Origin of the sequence: Microbacterium luticellae (assembly GCF_050408645.1) — a bacterium.
In the GTDB taxonomy this organism is placed as follows: domain Bacteria; phylum Actinomycetota; class Actinomycetes; order Actinomycetales; family Microbacteriaceae; genus Microbacterium.
In genome coordinates this window covers 288,199-304,727 of the sequence record NZ_JBNTKE010000002.1, presented here as the reverse complement: position 1 = coordinate 304,727, position 16,529 = coordinate 288,199, and the positions used below count along the sequence as shown (strand labels likewise).

Annotated in this window: 16 protein-coding genes; 6 read left to right on the top strand and 10 right to left on the bottom strand. The window is 61.5% G+C overall.

Going from position 1 to position 16,529, the window contains the following annotated elements; genetic code table 11:
- Positions 1–1,200 (top strand): glycosyltransferase family 4 protein, encoded by a 1,200-nt coding sequence (locus tag ACQUSW_RS07140; RefSeq protein ID WP_428931601.1) that lies wholly within the window; start codon positions 1–3, stop codon positions 1,198–1,200.
- A 56-nt stretch (positions 1,201–1,256) separates the two neighbouring features.
- Here the strand turns inward: ACQUSW_RS07140 and ACQUSW_RS07135 are convergent, their stop codons facing one another.
- Entirely contained in the window at positions 1,257–1,964 is a 708-nt protein-coding gene (locus ACQUSW_RS07135) for an NRDE family protein (protein WP_428931600.1), read from the bottom strand.
- A 72-nt stretch (positions 1,965–2,036) separates the two neighbouring features.
- Between ACQUSW_RS07135 and coaBC the strand changes: the two genes are divergently transcribed.
- Positions 2,037–3,374: a bifunctional phosphopantothenoylcysteine decarboxylase/phosphopantothenate--cysteine ligase CoaBC gene (gene coaBC, locus ACQUSW_RS07130; protein ID WP_428931599.1), complete on the top strand. Its 1,338-nt coding sequence runs from the start codon at positions 2,037–2,039 to the stop codon at positions 3,372–3,374.
- A gap of 8 nt (positions 3,375–3,382) precedes the next feature.
- Here the strand turns inward: coaBC and ACQUSW_RS07125 are convergent, their stop codons facing one another.
- Positions 3,383–3,811 carry a hypothetical protein gene (locus ACQUSW_RS07125; protein ID WP_428931598.1) on the bottom strand — a complete coding sequence of 143 codons (429 nt, stop codon included), beginning with the start codon at positions 3,809–3,811 and terminating at the stop codon, positions 3,383–3,385.
- A 118-nt stretch (positions 3,812–3,929) separates the two neighbouring features.
- On the opposite strand from ACQUSW_RS07125, the gene ACQUSW_RS07120 reads away from it, so the two are divergent.
- Together ACQUSW_RS07120 and ACQUSW_RS07115 are read left to right on the top strand one after the other, a co-directional pair.
- A complete protein-coding gene (locus tag ACQUSW_RS07120; protein WP_428931597.1) occupies positions 3,930–6,113 on the top strand; it encodes an ATP-dependent Clp protease ATP-binding subunit in 2,184 nt (727 codons plus the stop codon).
- A 75-nt stretch (positions 6,114–6,188) separates the two neighbouring features.
- Positions 6,189–7,976 carry a glycoside hydrolase family 15 protein gene (locus tag ACQUSW_RS07115; RefSeq protein ID WP_428931596.1) on the top strand — a complete coding sequence of 596 codons (1,788 nt, stop codon included), beginning with the start codon at positions 6,189–6,191 and terminating at the stop codon, positions 7,974–7,976.
- Positions 7,977–7,979: 3 nt separating this feature from the next.
- Here the strand turns inward: ACQUSW_RS07115 and ACQUSW_RS07110 are convergent, their stop codons facing one another.
- From ACQUSW_RS07110 to ACQUSW_RS07075, 8 genes are all read right to left on the bottom strand, one after another.
- Positions 7,980–8,567, bottom strand: a complete 588-nt coding sequence (locus ACQUSW_RS07110; RefSeq protein WP_428931595.1) for a nitroreductase family protein — start codon at positions 8,565–8,567, stop codon at positions 7,980–7,982.
- Between the two features lie 145 nt (positions 8,568–8,712).
- Positions 8,713–9,807, bottom strand: a complete 1,095-nt coding sequence (locus ACQUSW_RS07105; protein ID WP_428931594.1) for an ABC transporter permease — start codon at positions 9,805–9,807, stop codon at positions 8,713–8,715.
- The gene (locus ACQUSW_RS07100; protein WP_428931593.1) at positions 9,804–10,697 is read right to left on the bottom strand and encodes an ABC transporter ATP-binding protein; all 894 of its coding nucleotides are present in this window, start codon (positions 10,695–10,697) and stop codon (positions 9,804–9,806) included. The genes ACQUSW_RS07105 and ACQUSW_RS07100 overlap by 4 nt, the downstream gene beginning before the upstream one ends.
- Positions 10,698–10,774: 77 nt before the next feature.
- Complete coding sequence (locus tag ACQUSW_RS07095) at positions 10,775–11,494, bottom strand: response regulator (protein ID WP_428931592.1); 720 nt, start codon at positions 11,492–11,494, stop codon at positions 10,775–10,777.
- The gene (locus ACQUSW_RS07090; RefSeq protein WP_428931591.1) at positions 11,491–12,753 is read right to left on the bottom strand and encodes a sensor histidine kinase; all 1,263 of its coding nucleotides are present in this window, start codon (positions 12,751–12,753) and stop codon (positions 11,491–11,493) included. The genes ACQUSW_RS07095 and ACQUSW_RS07090 overlap by 4 nt, the downstream gene beginning before the upstream one ends.
- A gap of 79 nt (positions 12,754–12,832) precedes the next feature.
- The gene (locus tag ACQUSW_RS07085; protein ID WP_428931590.1) at positions 12,833–13,666 is read right to left on the bottom strand and encodes a Cof-type HAD-IIB family hydrolase; all 834 of its coding nucleotides are present in this window, start codon (positions 13,664–13,666) and stop codon (positions 12,833–12,835) included.
- 13 nt (positions 13,667–13,679) lie between these two features.
- Entirely contained in the window at positions 13,680–14,540 is an 861-nt protein-coding gene (locus ACQUSW_RS07080; RefSeq protein ID WP_428931589.1) for an exodeoxyribonuclease III, read from the bottom strand.
- Positions 14,541–14,560: 20 nt separating this feature from the next.
- A complete protein-coding gene (locus ACQUSW_RS07075) occupies positions 14,561–15,097 on the bottom strand; it encodes a YbhB/YbcL family Raf kinase inhibitor-like protein (protein ID WP_428931588.1) in 537 nt (178 codons plus the stop codon).
- 166 nt (positions 15,098–15,263) lie between these two features.
- On the opposite strand from ACQUSW_RS07075, the gene ACQUSW_RS07070 reads away from it, so the two are divergent.
- Together ACQUSW_RS07070 and pyrE are read left to right on the top strand one after the other, a co-directional pair.
- Positions 15,264–15,866 carry a hypothetical protein gene (locus ACQUSW_RS07070; protein ID WP_428931587.1) on the top strand — a complete coding sequence of 201 codons (603 nt, stop codon included), beginning with the start codon at positions 15,264–15,266 and terminating at the stop codon, positions 15,864–15,866.
- A 70-nt stretch (positions 15,867–15,936) separates the two neighbouring features.
- Positions 15,937–16,512 carry an orotate phosphoribosyltransferase gene (pyrE, locus tag ACQUSW_RS07065; protein ID WP_428931586.1) on the top strand — a complete coding sequence of 192 codons (576 nt, stop codon included), beginning with the start codon at positions 15,937–15,939 and terminating at the stop codon, positions 16,510–16,512.
- The last annotated feature ends 17 nt before the right edge of the window (positions 16,513–16,529 follow it).

Here is a 16,529-nt window from a genome sequence, read left to right as displayed (position 1 = left end):
ATGCACATCGTCTTCTTTGGCGACCAGCACCCTGATTCGCTCGGCGGCGCGCAGGTGTCGATGCGGCTGCAAAAGAAGTATCTCGAACGCGCCGGGCATACTGTAACAATCGTTGCGCCCCGCATGCATTCTTCCCGGATGCTGCCCGCCGATGCCGCTGTGCCTGCCAGCGACGTTGTCGCCCTGCCATCGGTGGCAATCACCCGCGACCGCGAGTATTCATTCACCTGGCCCGGGCGGCGCACCGACGTATTTATCGACATGGAGTTCGCGCGCCGTAAACCCGTCGATGTGGTGCACGTACAGGCCGACTTTTGGGGTGCGCTCGCCGGTTACCGTTTTGCGCACCGCCACGGCCTGCCGGTTGTGCACACGATGCATAACCGTGTTGATGTGGGGCTTGCCGCTGTCACACGACTGCACAGGCCTGCATTGGCGGTGCTCAACGCGTGGCGACGGTGGGCGCTGCGCGAACGAGGTCGGCAACCCACGGGAACGGATGGTTGGGCGTACCTACGAGGGCTCGCAGCGGGGGCGATGGCGGTGACAGCACCATCGGGTCACTTTGCTCGCCGCCTCGAACGCCACTCCGTGTACGAGAGTGTTGATGTGGTGTGGAACGGTATTGACGATGAGCTGGTGGATTCACTACTCGAAAACCGTCCCGCGCGCGACCCCGCGCAGCGACCGAGGCTGCTGTGGATTGGCCGGATGAGCCCAGAAAAACGACTGCTGCCCTTCCTGGAAGCCGTGGTCGAGGCGGGTATCGACGCTGACATCGATGTGGTAGGTAGCGGCGGCCAGATGCAGGCGGCGCAGCGTATTGCGCAGCGGGCTCAAGGCAGCAGCATCCGGTTTCTTGGCCCCGAACCGTATCGTGCAGTTCTGCAGCGTATTCAACGGGCCGATGCCGTTGTGCAAACCTCGGTCGGCTTCGAGACCCAGGGAATGACGCCGTTTGAAGCAGCTGCCCTGGGTACCCCCAGCATCGTTTGCGATCCCGATATTGCGGCCGAACTAGGTGGTGGGCTGTGGCAGGTGCCGGATGCCACACAACTCGCCGCCACCCTGCGTCGGGCAGTCAACGACATTGCCGCTGCCGTGGCACCATCACCGCTCGCAGCCGTGGGCGAGAACTTTCGCCAGTCATCGCGCACAGCGGCCATGCTCGCCGTTTATGAGCGTGTGCTGGGGCGCTAGAGCTGCACGCCGTCGGGTCGGAACGCCACGGACTGCTGCCGACACGTCGTTCGCGGCTAACCCCAATGGCCGGGGCGGGGGAGAATCTGTTCGCGCACCGAGACACCGTTGGCGGTGATTTCGGCGAAGACGTACACGAGGCTCTGCGTGGGGTAGCCGTGGGGGCGGTTGTCGCGAATGATCGCACGGTCGTCGGTGGGCGGCACCTCTGTCGACTCTTGCAGCGTGTGCTCCCATGCCACATGCCAGTCGTTACTCCACATGTCGCCAAGCCGATCTTTATCGGCACGGAAACGGTGCAGCCAAGCAGTGATGCGGGGCGTGCGGGCGTCGTCAAGGTCGTCGTGGGCAAGCATGTGCACACCCTCAGGAATCACCGTTTCGACAAGGTCGCCGCCATCCCAGGTGAGAATACGCGCAGCATCCGGTGTTGCTTCGAGCAAATGAAAACCATGCATATGCAGCGGCGGCTGCGGTGAACGGCCCCAGACCGATTCGAGAGCGAGGCTGCCGCGCGACTGCAACGGCACCGTATCGGTGGTCGAGATCGTCGTGGCCCGGTTGACCACCACCGCTACACGCGGGTCGACCATATTCGCAGCCATCCACGCGCCGCCTGCTTCGCGGTCGCGCACACCCCACACATCGGCAAAGGTTTCTGGCCACCATTCTCCCCACGAATCCCAGGGGCGGTGAGGGTCTTCATCACGCACGGCAAGAAGCCGAATCGCGTCAGCCGCAACATCTACGACCACAGTGCACATGCCCTCCAGCCTAAAGCCACAAATGCGACATAGACAGTGCGCCACAGCGGCACGTGAGGCAGAATCGAAGACGTGAACATTGTGGTCGGTGTGACCGGCGGTATTGCCGCATACAAAACAGTCACCATCGTGCGCCTCCTCACCAAGGCCGGACACGATGTAACAGTCGTGCCCACCGACGACGCACTACGTTTTGTGGGGCTTCCTACATGGGAGGCGATTAGCCGCAACGCCGTCACAACGAGCGTTCACGACGACGTTGCCCGCGTGCGCCATGTTGCGCTCGGGCAAAACGCCGACCTCATCATCGTTGCCCCCGCGACCGCGAACACCATCGCCGCCATGGCGGCCGGGTTAGCGAGCGATCTTTTAGGAACAACGCTGCTGGCCACGGAAGCCCCCGTGGTGATTGCCCCGGCCATGCACGCCGAAATGTGGCGGCATCCGGCAACCCAGGCAAACATTGCCACGCTGCGCAGCCGAGGTGTTCATATTGTTGGCCCCGATGATGGCGAGCTTGCTGGCGGCGACAGTGGCCCGGGTCGCATGAGCGAACCCGAACACATTGTTGAGCAGGCTCTGGCCGTGCGTGCAGAGCCCGACCTGCAGGGTCTACGCGTTGCCGTCTCGGCCGGCGGCACCCGCGAACCCATCGACCCGGTGCGTTATTTAGGTAATCGCTCCAGCGGTAAACAGGGAACAGCGCTCGCTGTGGCAGCGGCAGAACGCGGAGCCGACGTGGTGCTGGTTGCAGCAAACATCGACGCCGCCACCCTGCACGATGCCACGGCACACCCCAAGATTCGAATAGTGACGAGCGGAACAGCAGCCGAACTAGGCGAAGCCATGGGTGCAGCTGCCGCCGATGCCCACGTCGTCATCATGGCCGCAGCAGTGGCCGATTACCGACCTGCCGAAGTCTCAACGCGCAAAATTACAAAAGAGGGTGGTGAGACCCCCGTTATTACCCTCGTGCAAAACCCCGACATTGTGGCGGGGCTTGCCGAGCGACGCAGCGAAGGCACAGCGCCCCGGGGGCAAACGATTGTAGCTTTCGCCGCCGAAACACCCCAGACGCCCGAAGAAATGATTGAGCGCGCACGCCGCAAACGCGAACGCAAAAACGTTGATCTGCTCGTGGTCAACGAGGTCGGGTGGAGCAAAGGTTTCGAAACCACCGACAACGCCGCGCACATTATTGGTGACGCAGGCGCAGTGGTCGGCACGGTCGACGGTACCAAGCGCGAGGTGGCCGACGCGGTGTGGAACGCTGTTGTGCGGTATCGCCGCGGCCAGCAGGCGGGCAGCCACGACCAGCATCCGGATGCCGCAGATACCACGGCAACGACGCGCCAGCCCGGTGGCTCAGGAGCCCCGCGCCAACTGCGACGCCACCGCTGGCGCGGCTGACGTCGGCGTCAGTAGATCAGGGCATACACGAATGCCGTGAGCGCTGCCGTCATGGTGCCCACGAGCATCAGCATGGCGATACCGATGGCAATGCCGCTGAGTACAGGTTGTGCGCGCTTGATCGCGCCAATAATGCCAAAAACCAGTGCGACTGCGCCGATAATGCCACGGAGAAGCTGACTCAACGTGGTAAAAATTCCGATCTGTGCTGGGGTGAGGTCGGAATACAAGAACGGCACGGCGAGGTTGAGCAGCATGCTGATGAGTAGTCCAGCCAGGGCAATAAGAAATGCCGTGCGACCCAGCGATGAAGGCTTCTTTGGTGGTGCCGGATGCGTGCCCCATGACGCTGCGCCCTGTGCTGGTGGCGGCTGTGTGCTGGCTGCTGGTGGGGGTGGGGTTTGCCATGCGGGAGCGGGCTGCTGCGACTCAGTCATAGTGCAGTCAGTGTAATTGACTCCCGTGTCACATCACCGCCACCCCGCCTCGTGCTAAACTTGAGTCAACAAAGCTCAACTTTGAAAATTCATGGCAAGGAGTCGTACAGGAGGAAGAATGACAACCCCGGCACAAGAAGAACAGCAGAGCGCCCTCGAACAGTTCGGCATTAACCTCACCGATCGCGCCCGCCAAGGCAAGCTCGACCCGGTGATCGGCCGCGACAGCGAGATTCGGCGCGTCAGCCAGGTGCTGACACGCCGCACCAAAAATAACCCCGTGCTCATCGGTGAGCCCGGCGTCGGTAAAACCGCGGTCGTCGAAGGCCTTGCGCAGCGCATTGTGGCCGGAGATGTCGCAGAATCACTGAAAGACAAAGAACTCATTGCACTCGATATCTCTGCCCTTGTTGCAGGTGCCATGTATCGCGGGCAGTTCGAAGAGCGTCTCAAGAGCGTGCTCAAAGAGATCACCGAGGCCGAGGGCAGCGTCATTACCTTTATTGATGAGCTGCACGTGCTGATGGGCGCGGGTGGCGGCGAAGGGTCAGTTGCTGCGTCGAACATGCTCAAACCCATGCTGGCTCGTGGCGAGCTGCGCCTGATCGGTGCGACAACGCTCAACGAGTACCGCGAGTTCATTGAAAAAGACGCGGCGCTCGAACGCCGGTTCCAGCAGGTGTATGTGGGTGAGCCGAGTGTCGAAGACACCATCGCTATTCTTCGCGGATTGAAAGAGCGATACGAAGCACACCACAAAGTGGCGATTTCGGATGGCGCGCTGGTTGCTGCCGCAGCGCTGTCGAACCGGTATATTCCCAGCCGCCAGCTGCCCGATAAAGCGATCGACCTGATCGATGAGGCAGCATCGCGACTGCGCATGGAGATCGATTCGGCACCGGTCGAGATTGATGAACTGCGCCGCCGAGTAGACCGGCTCAAGCTCGAAGAGCTCGCGCTGAAAAAAGAGAAAGACGACGCATCGCGCGAGCGGCTCGCGGCGCTGCGCGAAGATCTGGCCGAACAAGAGCGCCAACTGGGCGAACTGCAAGAGCGGTGGGAACGCGAGCGCAGCTCACTCAACCGTGTGGGTGATCTCAAAACCCGGCTCGATTCGGCACGTATTGACGCCGACCGGGCGCAGCGTGAAGGCGATCTCGAAAGAGCTTCGCGCTTGCTGTATGCCGAGATTCCGGCGCTGCAGCGTGAGCTTGCCGACGCCGAGCGTAACGAGGCCGAGACGGCGCAGGGCGCTGAACGCATGGTCAATGAGCAGGTGACCGATGAAGACATTGCTGGGGTGATTGCCGCCTGGACGGGTATTCCCGTCGGGCGACTCCTACAGGGCGAGAGTGAACGCCTGCTGCACTTGGAGCAGGCGCTCGGTAAACGCCTTATCGGCCAGAAAGATGCCGTGCGTGCAGTGTCGGATGCGGTGCGGCGCTCGCGGGCAGGCATCAGTGACCCGGGCCGCCCCACGGGGTCGTTCCTGTTTATTGGGCCGACGGGTGTCGGTAAAACCGAGCTTGCTAAAGCACTCGCCGACTTCTTGTTCGACGACGAGCACGCCATGGTGCGCATCGATATGTCGGAGTATGGCGAGAAGCATTCGGTTTCGCGCCTGGTGGGGGCTCCTCCGGGGTACATCGGTTATGAGCAGGGTGGTCAACTGACCGAGGCCGTGCGACGTCGCCCTTACAGCGTCGTGCTTCTCGACGAGGTAGAAAAAGCGCACCCCGAAGTATTTGATGTGCTGTTGCAGGTGATGGACGACGGCCGTTTGACCGATGGTCAGGGACGCACGGTTGATTTCTCGAACGTCATCCTCATTCTCACGAGCAACATCGGCTCACCGTTGCTGATTGACCCGACGCTGTCGCACGAGCAGAAGAATGATCAGGTGATGACGCTGGTGCGGCAGGCGTTTAAGCCCGAGTTCATTAACCGTCTCGACGACATTGTTATGTTTACTCCGCTGAGCGAAGACGAACTGGCACAGATTGTTGAGCTGTCGATTGATCACCTGCAAGAGCGTTTGAGTGAGCGTCGTCTGTCGCTGGCTGTGACTCCGGATGCCCGTGCTTGGCTGGCCCAGCGCGGCTATGCCCCGGTGTTCGGTGCACGTCCACTGCGCCGTCTTATTCAGACTGAGGTGCAGAACCGTTTGGCGACGGCTCTGCTGTCGGGCGGCGTGCATGACGGAGACCTTGTGCGCGTTGACCTGGCTGCCGATGGCTCGGCGCTGGTTGTGACGAGCGAGGGACCTGAACTCGCCGTGGTGGAGGGGATTATCGAAGACTAAGCAGTCAGAGCCCCATTCGCAGCAACGCCCGGTCGATCAGGCCGGGCGTTGCTGTTGCAGTGGCAGACTCGTTACATGGGGGCACTGATTGAAGACTATGCACTGCTCAGCAACTGCCGCACAGCCGCGCTCGTTTCTCGCGAGGGATCGATCGACTGGTTATGTCTGCCGCGACTCGATGGCGCATCGATTTTTGCTGCACTGCTGGGCACGGCTGAACACGGGTGCTGGCAACTGAGGCCTACCGCACCGGATGCCGCTGCCGAGCGTTTCTACGACGACAGCACGTTTGTTCTCGTCACCCGATGGACGACCAGCGACGGTGTTGTCGAGGTGCGCGAATGGCTCGATATTGCTGACGATGTGATGACGCCGCACACCCATCTTCTGCGTCGCATTGTGGGTGTGTCGGGCCGCGTGCCGATGCAGCACTCGCTGCGCTTACGTTTTGACTACGCTCGCGCTCTGCCTTGGGTACGGCAGGCTGGCACGGCAGAGGCGTCGATGCTGCATGCGATTGCGGGGCCGGATGCCGTTGTGCTGCGCGGTGACCATATGCAGGCGCATGGGCACGAGCACCGCAGTGAGTTCACGGTTGCAGCCGGTGAGCAGCGCGACCTGGTGCTCAGCGGTTTTCCTTCCCATATGGATGCCCCCGATGCCATTGATGGAGACACTTCTCTGCAGCGCACCCAGCGATGGTGGCAGAGCTGGGCGGCACCCATTACCGACAGCGGCGAGTATTCGGACCTGGTTCGGCGCTCGCTGCTGATTTTGCGTGCGCTCACTAACCGTGACACGGGAGGCATCGCTGCTGCGTCGACCACGTCTCTCCCGGAAGAGATCGGTGGTGTGCGCAACTGGGACTACCGCTATGTGTGGTTGCGCGATGCCGCTCTCACACTGGAGGCACTCTTGCAGCACGGCTATCTTGACTCGGCTGAGCACTGGCGAAACTGGCTGGTGCGTGCCGTTGCCGGAGACCCGGCTGATGTTCAGATTATGTATGGGCTTGCCGGCGAGCGCGATCTGGTCGAACGCGCGATTGATGCGCTTCCCGGCTACGAGAAATCTACCCCGGTGCGGATAGGTAATGGTGCAGCCGGGCAGTATCAGGCCGATGTGATTGGCGAGGTGCTGGTGACGCTTGCTGCTGCGCGGCGTGGGGGACTGCAAGAAACCGAGCGGGCCTGGGCCGTTCAGAGAGCGCTGCTGCACAGGGCCGAAGAGCAGATCGATGAGCCCGATCATGGGCTGTGGGAGATCCGTGGGGTGCCGCGCATGTTCACGCATTCGCGGGCAATGATGTGGGCTGCTTTTGACCGCGGTATCGAAGCGGTTCGTGAGCACGGCATGAAAGGCCCGGTTGACCGGTGGGAAGAATTGCGCGAGCGGCTGCGCGATGAGATCGACACGGCGTGCGCGCTGCGCGGGTATTTTTCGCAGCATCCGGATACTGATGAAGTCGACGCTGCGTTACTGACACTGCCCCAGGTAGGGTACTGCGCGCCGGACGACCCTCGCATGGTGGCGACGGTGGCAAAGATAGAAGAAACCCTGATGCATAACGGATTCTTGCTGCGTTATCGCACCTCGAGCGGGGTGGATGGTCTGGTGGGTTCAGAGAGCCCGTTCTTGGCGTGCTCGTTTTGGCTTGTGGAGCAGTACGCCGAAATGGGGGAGGCCAAAAAAGCACGTGAACTTATGCGGCGGCTGTGTTCACTCGCGAACGATGTGGGCATGCTCTCCGAAGAATATGACCCGGTTGCCCAGCGCCACCTGGGCAATACTCCACAGGCGTTCTCGCACCTGGGGCTCGTGAGGGCAGCCGATGCCATCGCCCACACTGCCCACCGGCGGTAACCGTTAGTGGTTGACGATCACGGTTTCGTTGATGGGGCGGCGCGAGCGCGGGGCGATTTCGCGAGCCTGCAGAACCTCGGGCAGTGTTGACGCATCGCCGAGTTCGCCCAGTGCCACGACAGTCATGGGAGTAAAGCGCTCGTCGAGCCCGACGATCGACGTCATGGTCTCGGGGTCAAAGCCGCTCATCTGGTGAACCACCAGGCCGTCGTGATGAGCCTGCACCGAGAGGTGGGCAACAGCCTGACCCAGGTCGTAGACCGCGTGTGTGTAGGGGTTGCCGTCTTCTTTTGTGGTTTCTGCGACAGCAACAATAAGCACGGCGGCGCGGTCCGCCCACAGCTGGTTAGCGCCCAGCAGCGAAGCATGAATCTGGTCGTGCAGTGCGCTTCCGCGGCGGGCAACAACAAAGCGCCACGGCTGTGAGTTGGCAGCCGAGGGAGCCCAACGGGCGGCCTCCAGCGCATTCGACAGTTTCTGCTCGTCGATCACTGCTGTGTCGTCAAAGGCGCGGGGGCTCCAGCGGCGGGCAAGAACGTCGAGAACCGGGTGCTCAACGGGCGAAGTGGTGGCCAGGGCAGGTGCAGACATGCGTGTTTTCCTTCGGGGGTGTGGTGAAACTATTGACCGACCCCGTCGTCTGCCGCACTCATTCTAAACCTATGCGCACGCATAGACGCTGTGGGTTCCGGATGCCGCTGCCCATCAGCATCCGGAACCTACAGCATGAACGCGGTTAGCCGCGCAACGCCTCGATCAATCGCACCCGCGCACCCATACGCAGCAGCGAGTTCTCGTAGATTTTGGCTCCCACCGCGATGGCAGCCAGACACGACACCATAAGGATCACGAGTGACAGCAGGGGCTCCCACCACAGTGCCTCGCCCACAAACAGACGCATCGGCATGCCAACGGGTGCTGAGAATGGTACATACGACAGGATCGTGAGCACCGTGGGGTTGTCATTAAAGAAAATCACCAAGAAGTACGGTGCCATCACGAGCATCATGAGCGGCATGGTTGTCGACCCGATGTCTTCCATGCGCGACACCATCGCGGCCGCGGCCGCATACAGCGCAGCCAACAGTACAAAACCAAAGAGGAAGAACACGGCAAACCACGCAATAGCGCCACCCAAGCCCTGCAGCGTGAGCGTTTGGCCCGTCACCGTCAATCCGACAACCGCGATTGCGGCCAGCGCCAGAATCTGACTCATGGCCAAGATCGTGTTGCCCAAGACTTTTCCGGCCAGCAACTGGCGTGGCGAAATCGCTGACAGCAGTAGTTCAACCACCCGCGTCTGTTTCTCTTCGACAACGCTCTGCGCCATCGTTGCGCCGAAGGTTGACGCGGCCATGAGAAACACCAGACCAAAACCGAGCGCCACAAACATGCGCAGCATCGGGTCAGTGGTTTGCGTCTGCAAGAGTTCGACCGGCGGTAGCTGCGCCAACTGCAACAGCAGCGTGGTCGATGCGCTATCAAAAGCAATCACGGTGTAGGGAAACACGGCGTCGCCGCCGGTGACGAGCGCGGCATCAACATCGCCCTCGCGCACGAGCTCTTCGGCCGCAGGGCGATCAGCCACCTCCACCGACGACACTCCGGGCATATCGGCGATCACACTGGCCGTTTCGGGCGTGACCGCCACCGAACGCTCATCGGCGGAGGGCCCCGCAAAACCACCGATCAAAACACCGGCCAGAGCAATCAGCAGCAAGATGCTCGTGCTAATAACAAACGCTTTACTGCGAAGCTTCGATGCCACTTCGCGTTCGGCCACGAGCCATACGGCACCGGCAGCGCTCACCGTGGGGTGGGAAGTAGTCACTGGATGACCTCCTTAAAAATTTGGGCGAGAGTCGGATGCAGAGGCGCAAATCGCTCAACGCCACCCTCCACGACCGCTGTGCGCAACACCTGCTGTGCATCGTCATGTGCGGCCTCAAAAACCGCACGGTCGCCCTCAAAACTATGAACAGTGACACCGGATGCCTCACGCAGCCAGCCCACATCGGCGGTGCCAACAATCTCGTACTGGTTACCAGCGTGCGCCCGCCGCAGCTCGTCGCGAGAACCGGCCGCGCGCACCGAACCGTCGGCAAGAATAACGAGGTCGTCGCACAGCCTTTCGACCACATCGAGCTGGTGCGACGAGAAGAGAATCGACGCACCTGCCGCCGCACGCCGCTGCAAAACCTCGGCCACGACATCGACGGCCAGCGGGTCAAGTCCCGAAAACGGTTCGTCAAGAATAAGTACCTGCGGATCGTGCACGAGAGCTGCGGCAACCTGTGCCCGCTGCTGGTTGCCCAGCGACAACGACTCAATCGTGTCGTCCAGGCGTTCGCCGAGTCCGAGTTCTTCGAGCAGCGAGCGGGCACGATCCATGGCCCCGGATTTATCAAAGCCGTGCAGCCGCGCAAGATATGCCACCTGCTCTTGCACCTTCATTTTGGGGTAGAGGCCACGCTCTTCTGGCATGTATCCGAAGGTGCGGCGGTGCTGCGCCGTCACCGGAACATCGCCCAGAGTCACGGTGCCGCCATCCGACGCAAGCACCCCGAGAATAATGCGCATCGTGGTTGTCTTACCCGCACCGTTACCACCCACAAAACCGGTGAGGCGGCCGGGGGCAACAGCGAAAGACAGACCGTGGAGCACCTGGCGATCGCCGTAGCTTTTCGTCAGGCCGTTCAGTGTCAGCGTTGGTGTGGTCATGTTTCTAGCGTAAAAACATGGGCCCGCCCACACATCCCCCGCGCGGCTGACTCTGCACGGCGGATGCCGCACAGGCCCTAGTCGGTGCGGGGCAGGCCGTGGCGGTGGGCTACCACGATGGCTTGCATCCGGTCGCGGGCCCCAAGCTTTTGCAGAATGCGCGAGACATGGGTTTTTACGGTTGCTTCACCAATAAAAAGCTCGGCCGCGATTTCGGCATTCGTCCAGGCCTCCGCCATGAGGCGAAGGACGTCGTTCTCGCGGTTCGTGAGCGGTTCGAGGGGCACCGACGTGGGACTGTCGGCCGCAGGTTTGTGTACAGGCTGGTGCGCACGGCTCACCGGAATAGTGCCGGATGCTACTGCCCGGGGTTGCTGCGCAAACCGTTCGAGCACTCGCCGGGTTACCTCGGGGGCCAGCATGCCCGAGCCATCGGCGAGAAGCCGCACGGCCGAGATGAGTTGTTCTGGACCCGCGTTCTTGAGCAGAAAACCGCTGGCCCCGGCATCGAGCGCAGCGAATAGGTAGTCGTCGCTGTCGAACGTGGTTACGATCGCGATCGATGCCTGTATGGCGGGGTTGGCAACCAGCATCCGGGTAGCTTCAATGCCGTCCATGTCGGGCATTTGCACATCCATCGTGATCACATCGGGCTGCGCGGTCGCCGCCAGCGCCACGGCTTCGCGGCCGTTCGCTGCCTCGCCCACCACAGCAATATCGGGCTGGGTTTCTAAAATCGCCCGAAACCCCGCCCGCAGCATGGCATGGTCGTCGACCAGCATGACCCGAATGGTCATGATGCCACCGCCTCGCCCCGCGGCACACGCGCCCGCACCACGAGCCCACCCTCACGGCGTGGCACAATGTCGAGCTCACCACCCGAAGCAAGAGCCCGCTCACGCATACCCAAAAGGCCCAGGCCTGCTCGCGGAGCCACCACCGAACGCCCCGTGTTGATGACATCAAGCTCAACGGTGTTGTTGCCGTAGCGCAGTCGAACATCGGCGGTCACGTGGGCTCCTCCGTGTCTGCGGGCATTGGTGAGGGCCTCCTGTGCGATGCGGTACAGATTAACCTCCGCGAGCGGCGCGAGAGCAAAAGCGTCACCAATCACACGAAACGACGTGGGGATACCTGCGTGCTGCGACTGCTCAACAAGCTGTTCAATATCGGCCAGCGACACATCGGCAACAGTATCGTCACTGGGCTCGCCGGGTTGGCGCAGTGACTCTAAGAGCTGACGAAAATCGGTGATCGCGTCGCGCGCCGAAGCCTCCACCCGTTCGAGCAGGGCACTGGCCTGGCGCGGATCGTTGTCGAGTAGCATCCGGGCAGCCCCCGCCTGCACACCCAACACCGAAACATGGTGAGCAACAACATCGTGCAGCTCACGGGCAATACGCACTCGGTCGAGCGCAACCGCCTGGGCCGCAGTGAGTTCGCGTTCGCGGGCCAACTCGGCCGTGCGATTCTGCAGCATCTGCTGGCTGCGGGCCGCCGACCACGAGCGTTCACCAAAATAGTATGCGCCGCCAAAGTAGAGCATGTTGAGCAAAAGTTGCAGCAGCATAAAAGCAATAAACGGAGACAACGCCCCGGCAAAGATGTCTTCCTGTTCGGCGGTTGTCATCGCATCGCGGTACATCGCTGCGACCAGCCACACAAACATGCCGACAATAATGGCGGCGCGCACCAGCATGGCACGGCGCCGATCATTCACCCAGGCACCCACCGTATAGATGCTGATAAACATTGCAATATTGCCCACATACAGCTCGGGCACTCGCAGCGAGACCGCCAAAAAATATGCCGCCGACACAACAACCGCCACCGTGTTGGGCCAGCGTCGACGCACCATAATGGCCACACCAATCACGGGGGCCAGCACCAGCACACTCGCCAGCGGAGCCTGCTCGTCGCCATAGATTCCCGATGTCGACGACAGCACGCCGCTCAGCAGCGTACCGACAAGGATCGCCGCGCCCAGCAAAACATCGTTACGGCGATCATCGGCATCCGGATGCCGCTCAAAATCGGCCGCTGCAGACACACTCATACGTGTTACGCTAGACCGCCGCGGGCACAACGGCATCCCCCTGTCGGGGGACTCTGCGCACTATCGACAAATTCTGGCACTATCGCGCGTCGAGCAGCGCTTCAATAATTCGAGCAACGCCGTCGTCGTCATTCGACATCGCCACCTGGTCGGCGGCCGATAGTGCTTCGGGCACAGCATTGGCCATGGCGATGCCGTGCCCGGCCCAGCGCAACATCTCTCTGTCGTTGGCGGCGTCACCGAACGCAACAACTTCGTGTTGTGCAACGCCCAGGTGGGTGCAGAGGCGGGCGAGCCCGCTGGCTTTGGTGACCCCCGCTGCCATGATCTCCACGAATGGTGCTCCCGACAGGGTTGCTTCGAAGCCATCGAGCGGCATGCTCCGCACAGTCTCGTAGAGCTCGGCCGGAGATATTTCCGGATGCCGCACGACAAGCTTCAGGCTCGGTTCGCTCACGACGTCGTCGAGCTGCACACCACTCATGGTGGCGGGGTCACGCTTGTGGTCGAAGTGGTGGGCGAGGGCAGCGTAGCCTTCCTGCGCAATAAATACTTCACCGGCATCACGCACACTGGCAAAGCGCAGGCCGTCCACCCGCTGGGTGAGTTCTGTGGCTAGCCGGGCTTGCACGCCGGTGGGTATTTCTTCGGCAAACAGCACCTGTGAGGTTGTCAGGTGAATACCAAAGGCACCGTTGCCACACAGCGCCCACTGGGTAAAGTCGGCGTCGGCCGCCACGGCACGAAGGCCAATCGGCTGCCGCGCGGTTACCGGCACCACCAAAATTCCTGCTGCACGCGCGGCATCCAAAGCCTGGCGGGTGCGGGGGCTCACCTGCGTGCCGCTCGTGAGCAGTGTGCCATCGAGGTCGGTAGCAATAAGGCGCACCGACGACGCCATGTTTTTGTGCACGAATTGCTGTTCTCTAGGCGAAAATCATGGGCAGGTCGTCGTCATCATCGCCGCCCAGGTCGATATCGACGACGACGGGTACGTGGTCGCTCGGCTGGTCGCCCTTGCGTTCGTCGCGAGCAATCGACGCACCGGTGACGGCGGCGGCAAAGGGTTCTGAACCCAAAATGAAGTCGATCCGGATGCCCTCATCGCGCACAAACTTTAACCGCTGGTAGTCCCAATAGGTGTATCCGGTAGGAATCAGTGGCCGAACAACATCGCGCACTCCTGCGCTTTCGAGGGCAAAAAATGCGTCACGTTCACGAGGAGAAACGTGAGTCGAGCGTCCCTCAACGATGTCGGGGTCGCCGTTGTCGTCGTCGAAGGGAATGATGTTGAAATCGCCCATGAGCGCGAGAGGCCGTTCGGGTACGGCAGCGATCTCGGCGGAGGTCGCTGTGCGTAACGCATCAAGCCACTGCAGCTTATATTCATAGTGCGGGTCGGTCAGTGAGCGGCCGTTGGGCACGTACAGGCTCCACACTCGCACGCCATCGATGACGGCACCCAGTGCGCGGGCTTCGTGTGGAGCATCCGGACCAAAATGGGCGGTACCGGCGCGATGGTTTTTGTCAAAACCGGGCATGCCCGCAAACGCCGTCTCGACCTCGGTGATATCGGAACGGCTTGCAATAGCAACACCGTTCCACTGGTTGAGCCCGTGGGCTTCTACCTGATACCCGGCCGCCTCAAATTCGGCGTACGGAAACTGTTCGGGTTTGCATTTGATCTCTTGCATAGCAAGAACATCAATGTCTTCACGAACAGCAAAGTCGACAATTCGCCCGACGCGGGCGCGCACAGAGTTAACGTTCCAGGTGGCCAGACGCATGCATCCAGCCTACGTGGCAATTAGCGTTCGGTCGGATCCGCTGTTCCCATCAGCACGCCGCGAGCGAGCGAGTGAAAGTGTCGATGGAAACCCAGAATCGCGGGCGTCGCATCGTCGCCCACATCAAGTTCGGCAACATCGAGGGCGTCGACCACAAAGAAATAGCGGTGCACGCCCGTGCCCTCGGGTGGCGCTGCGCCATCAAAACGGCGATTACCGGCCTCGTTGCGCAGCACACGGGCCCCACCCGGCAGGCTCTCGATAGTGCCGTCGCCTGCGTCTAGAGAGCGCAGGTCGGCGGGCAGATTAAACACGGCCCAGTGCCAGTAACCCGAACCGGTCGGGGCGTCGGGGTCAAAGCACGACAGCGCAAAACTGCGGGTGCCCTCGGGAGGGGTGTTCCATTCCAGAGCCGGATGCCGGTCGGCACCGCCGCGGTCACTCGACCACGCGGTCACGGGTAGGGCAGCATCGCCAGAAAAATCGGGACTCGTCAGAGTGAGGGGCGGAAAATCGCGCAGAGTAGCGAGCTCTTTATACGGGTCGAACGAGAACATGGTTCCTCCTGAAGAAGGCGGATGATCACTGGCCACGATAAGCCGATGGCAGCGAAGAAGCTAGCACCTTGCACAATCACTGTTTAAGAAACGTTTAGAACATCAGCCCTACTCTGAGCAGGACGACGACAACTGCGCACGAACGCGCTCGCCGACGGGAGTAACCGTGATTCGACGATGGGGTGTGGCCGGCGCGTTGGGCCTGGTAACTGTGCTCGCACTGGTGGGGTGCGCGGCATCCGGCGAATTACCGACGACACCCGTGGGTGACCCTTCCCCGACATCGACCAGCGGAACAGCTGTTACAGAAGCCGACGAGACGGATACTGAAGACGTAGCCGGCGAGCCTGCCGCTGAGGCGGCCGCGTGCCTCCAAGGAACCTGGCTGGCCGACAACGCATATTTTTTAGCGCAGATGCGTGAACTGGGTGACGAGCCGCAGAGCGTGAATGGTCGAGTGACCGTGACCTTTGGCGACGCAGGCGAGCTGACCACCGTCTATGACGGATGGCGAATCGTGGCGATCGTCGACGGCTCCGAGACCGTTATCGAGCGTGACGGCACCGACCGCGGAACATACAGTCACGATGACACCCGCATCAGCATGCAAGAAACCAGCATGGGATCAGTTTTGACACTGACAGCGCAGGGCATGCAAATGCCATTCGACGTCGACCCGATCAACTTTGTTGATGCCGAATACACGTGCGACGCCACCACCGCGACGATCGCGACCCCCGAAGGTCCCGCGATCCTCACCCGCGACTAACGCTCCTGCCGTCACTCCTACACCAACACCAGACCGAACAAAGCACAGTCACTCATCTAAACTGTGCTGTGTGACGATTCTTAGCACGCCAGCACTCGAAGCCGACCGTCAGCGTTTGATCGAACTGATCAAAGACGAAGCAGTTTTTCACGGCGATTTCACGCTCGCCAGTGGCCGAAAAGCGAGCTACTACGTCGATATGCGACGCCTCACACTCGACCACCGCGCCGCACCCGCCATTGGCCGCATCATGCAAGACCTCATTCGCGACTGCGATGTTGTCGCCGTCGGTGGGCTCACCCTCGGAGCCGACCCCATAGCCAACGCCGTCATGCACGCCTCGGCAGGATCAGAACATCCCCTCGATGCTTTCGTTGTACGTAAAGAACCCAAAGACCACGGGCGCGGCCGCCAAGTAGAGGGTGCCGACGTTGCTGGGCGACGCGTCGTCGTCGTCGAAGACACCTCAACAACAGGCCAATCGGCACTCAAAGCCGTCGCCGCACTGCGCAAAGAAGGTGCCGAAGTTGTTGCTGTCGCCGTTATCGTCGACCGCAAAACAGGCGCGCAAGCCGCAGTTGAGGCTGAAGGGCTGCAGTGGCTCGCGGCCATCGACCTCGACGACCTAGGGCTCGCCGCGCAATAACTGCCCTCGTGGGAGTG

What these genes read in the sequence shown, in the direction of transcription:
- ACQUSW_RS07140 (WP_428931601.1), top strand. Translation starts at nt 1, where the DNA reads ATGCACATCGTCTTCTTTGGCGACCAGCACCCTGATTCGCTCGGCGGC.
- ACQUSW_RS07135 (WP_428931600.1), bottom strand. Translation starts at nt 1,964, where the DNA reads ATGTGCACTGTGGTCGTAGATGTTGCGGCTGACGCGATTCGGCTTCTT.
- ACQUSW_RS07125 (WP_428931598.1), bottom strand. Translation starts at nt 3,811, where the DNA reads ATGACTGAGTCGCAGCAGCCCGCTCCCGCATGGCAAACCCCACCCCCA.
- ACQUSW_RS07120 (WP_428931597.1), top strand. Translation starts at nt 3,930, where the DNA reads ATGACAACCCCGGCACAAGAAGAACAGCAGAGCGCCCTCGAACAGTTC.
- ACQUSW_RS07115 (WP_428931596.1), top strand. Translation starts at nt 6,189, where the DNA reads ATGGGGGCACTGATTGAAGACTATGCACTGCTCAGCAACTGCCGCACA.
- ACQUSW_RS07110 (WP_428931595.1), bottom strand. Translation starts at nt 8,567, where the DNA reads ATGTCTGCACCTGCCCTGGCCACCACTTCGCCCGTTGAGCACCCGGTT.
- ACQUSW_RS07100 (WP_428931593.1), bottom strand. Translation starts at nt 10,697, where the DNA reads ATGACCACACCAACGCTGACACTGAACGGCCTGACGAAAAGCTACGGC.
- ACQUSW_RS07095 (WP_428931592.1), bottom strand. Translation starts at nt 11,494, where the DNA reads ATGACCATTCGGGTCATGCTGGTCGACGACCATGCCATGCTGCGGGCG.
- ACQUSW_RS07090 (WP_428931591.1), bottom strand. Translation starts at nt 12,753, where the DNA reads ATGAGTGTGTCTGCAGCGGCCGATTTTGAGCGGCATCCGGATGCCGAT.
- ACQUSW_RS07080 (WP_428931589.1), bottom strand. Translation starts at nt 14,540, where the DNA reads ATGCGTCTGGCCACCTGGAACGTTAACTCTGTGCGCGCCCGCGTCGGG.
- ACQUSW_RS07075 (WP_428931588.1), bottom strand. Translation starts at nt 15,097, where the DNA reads ATGTTCTCGTTCGACCCGTATAAAGAGCTCGCTACTCTGCGCGATTTT.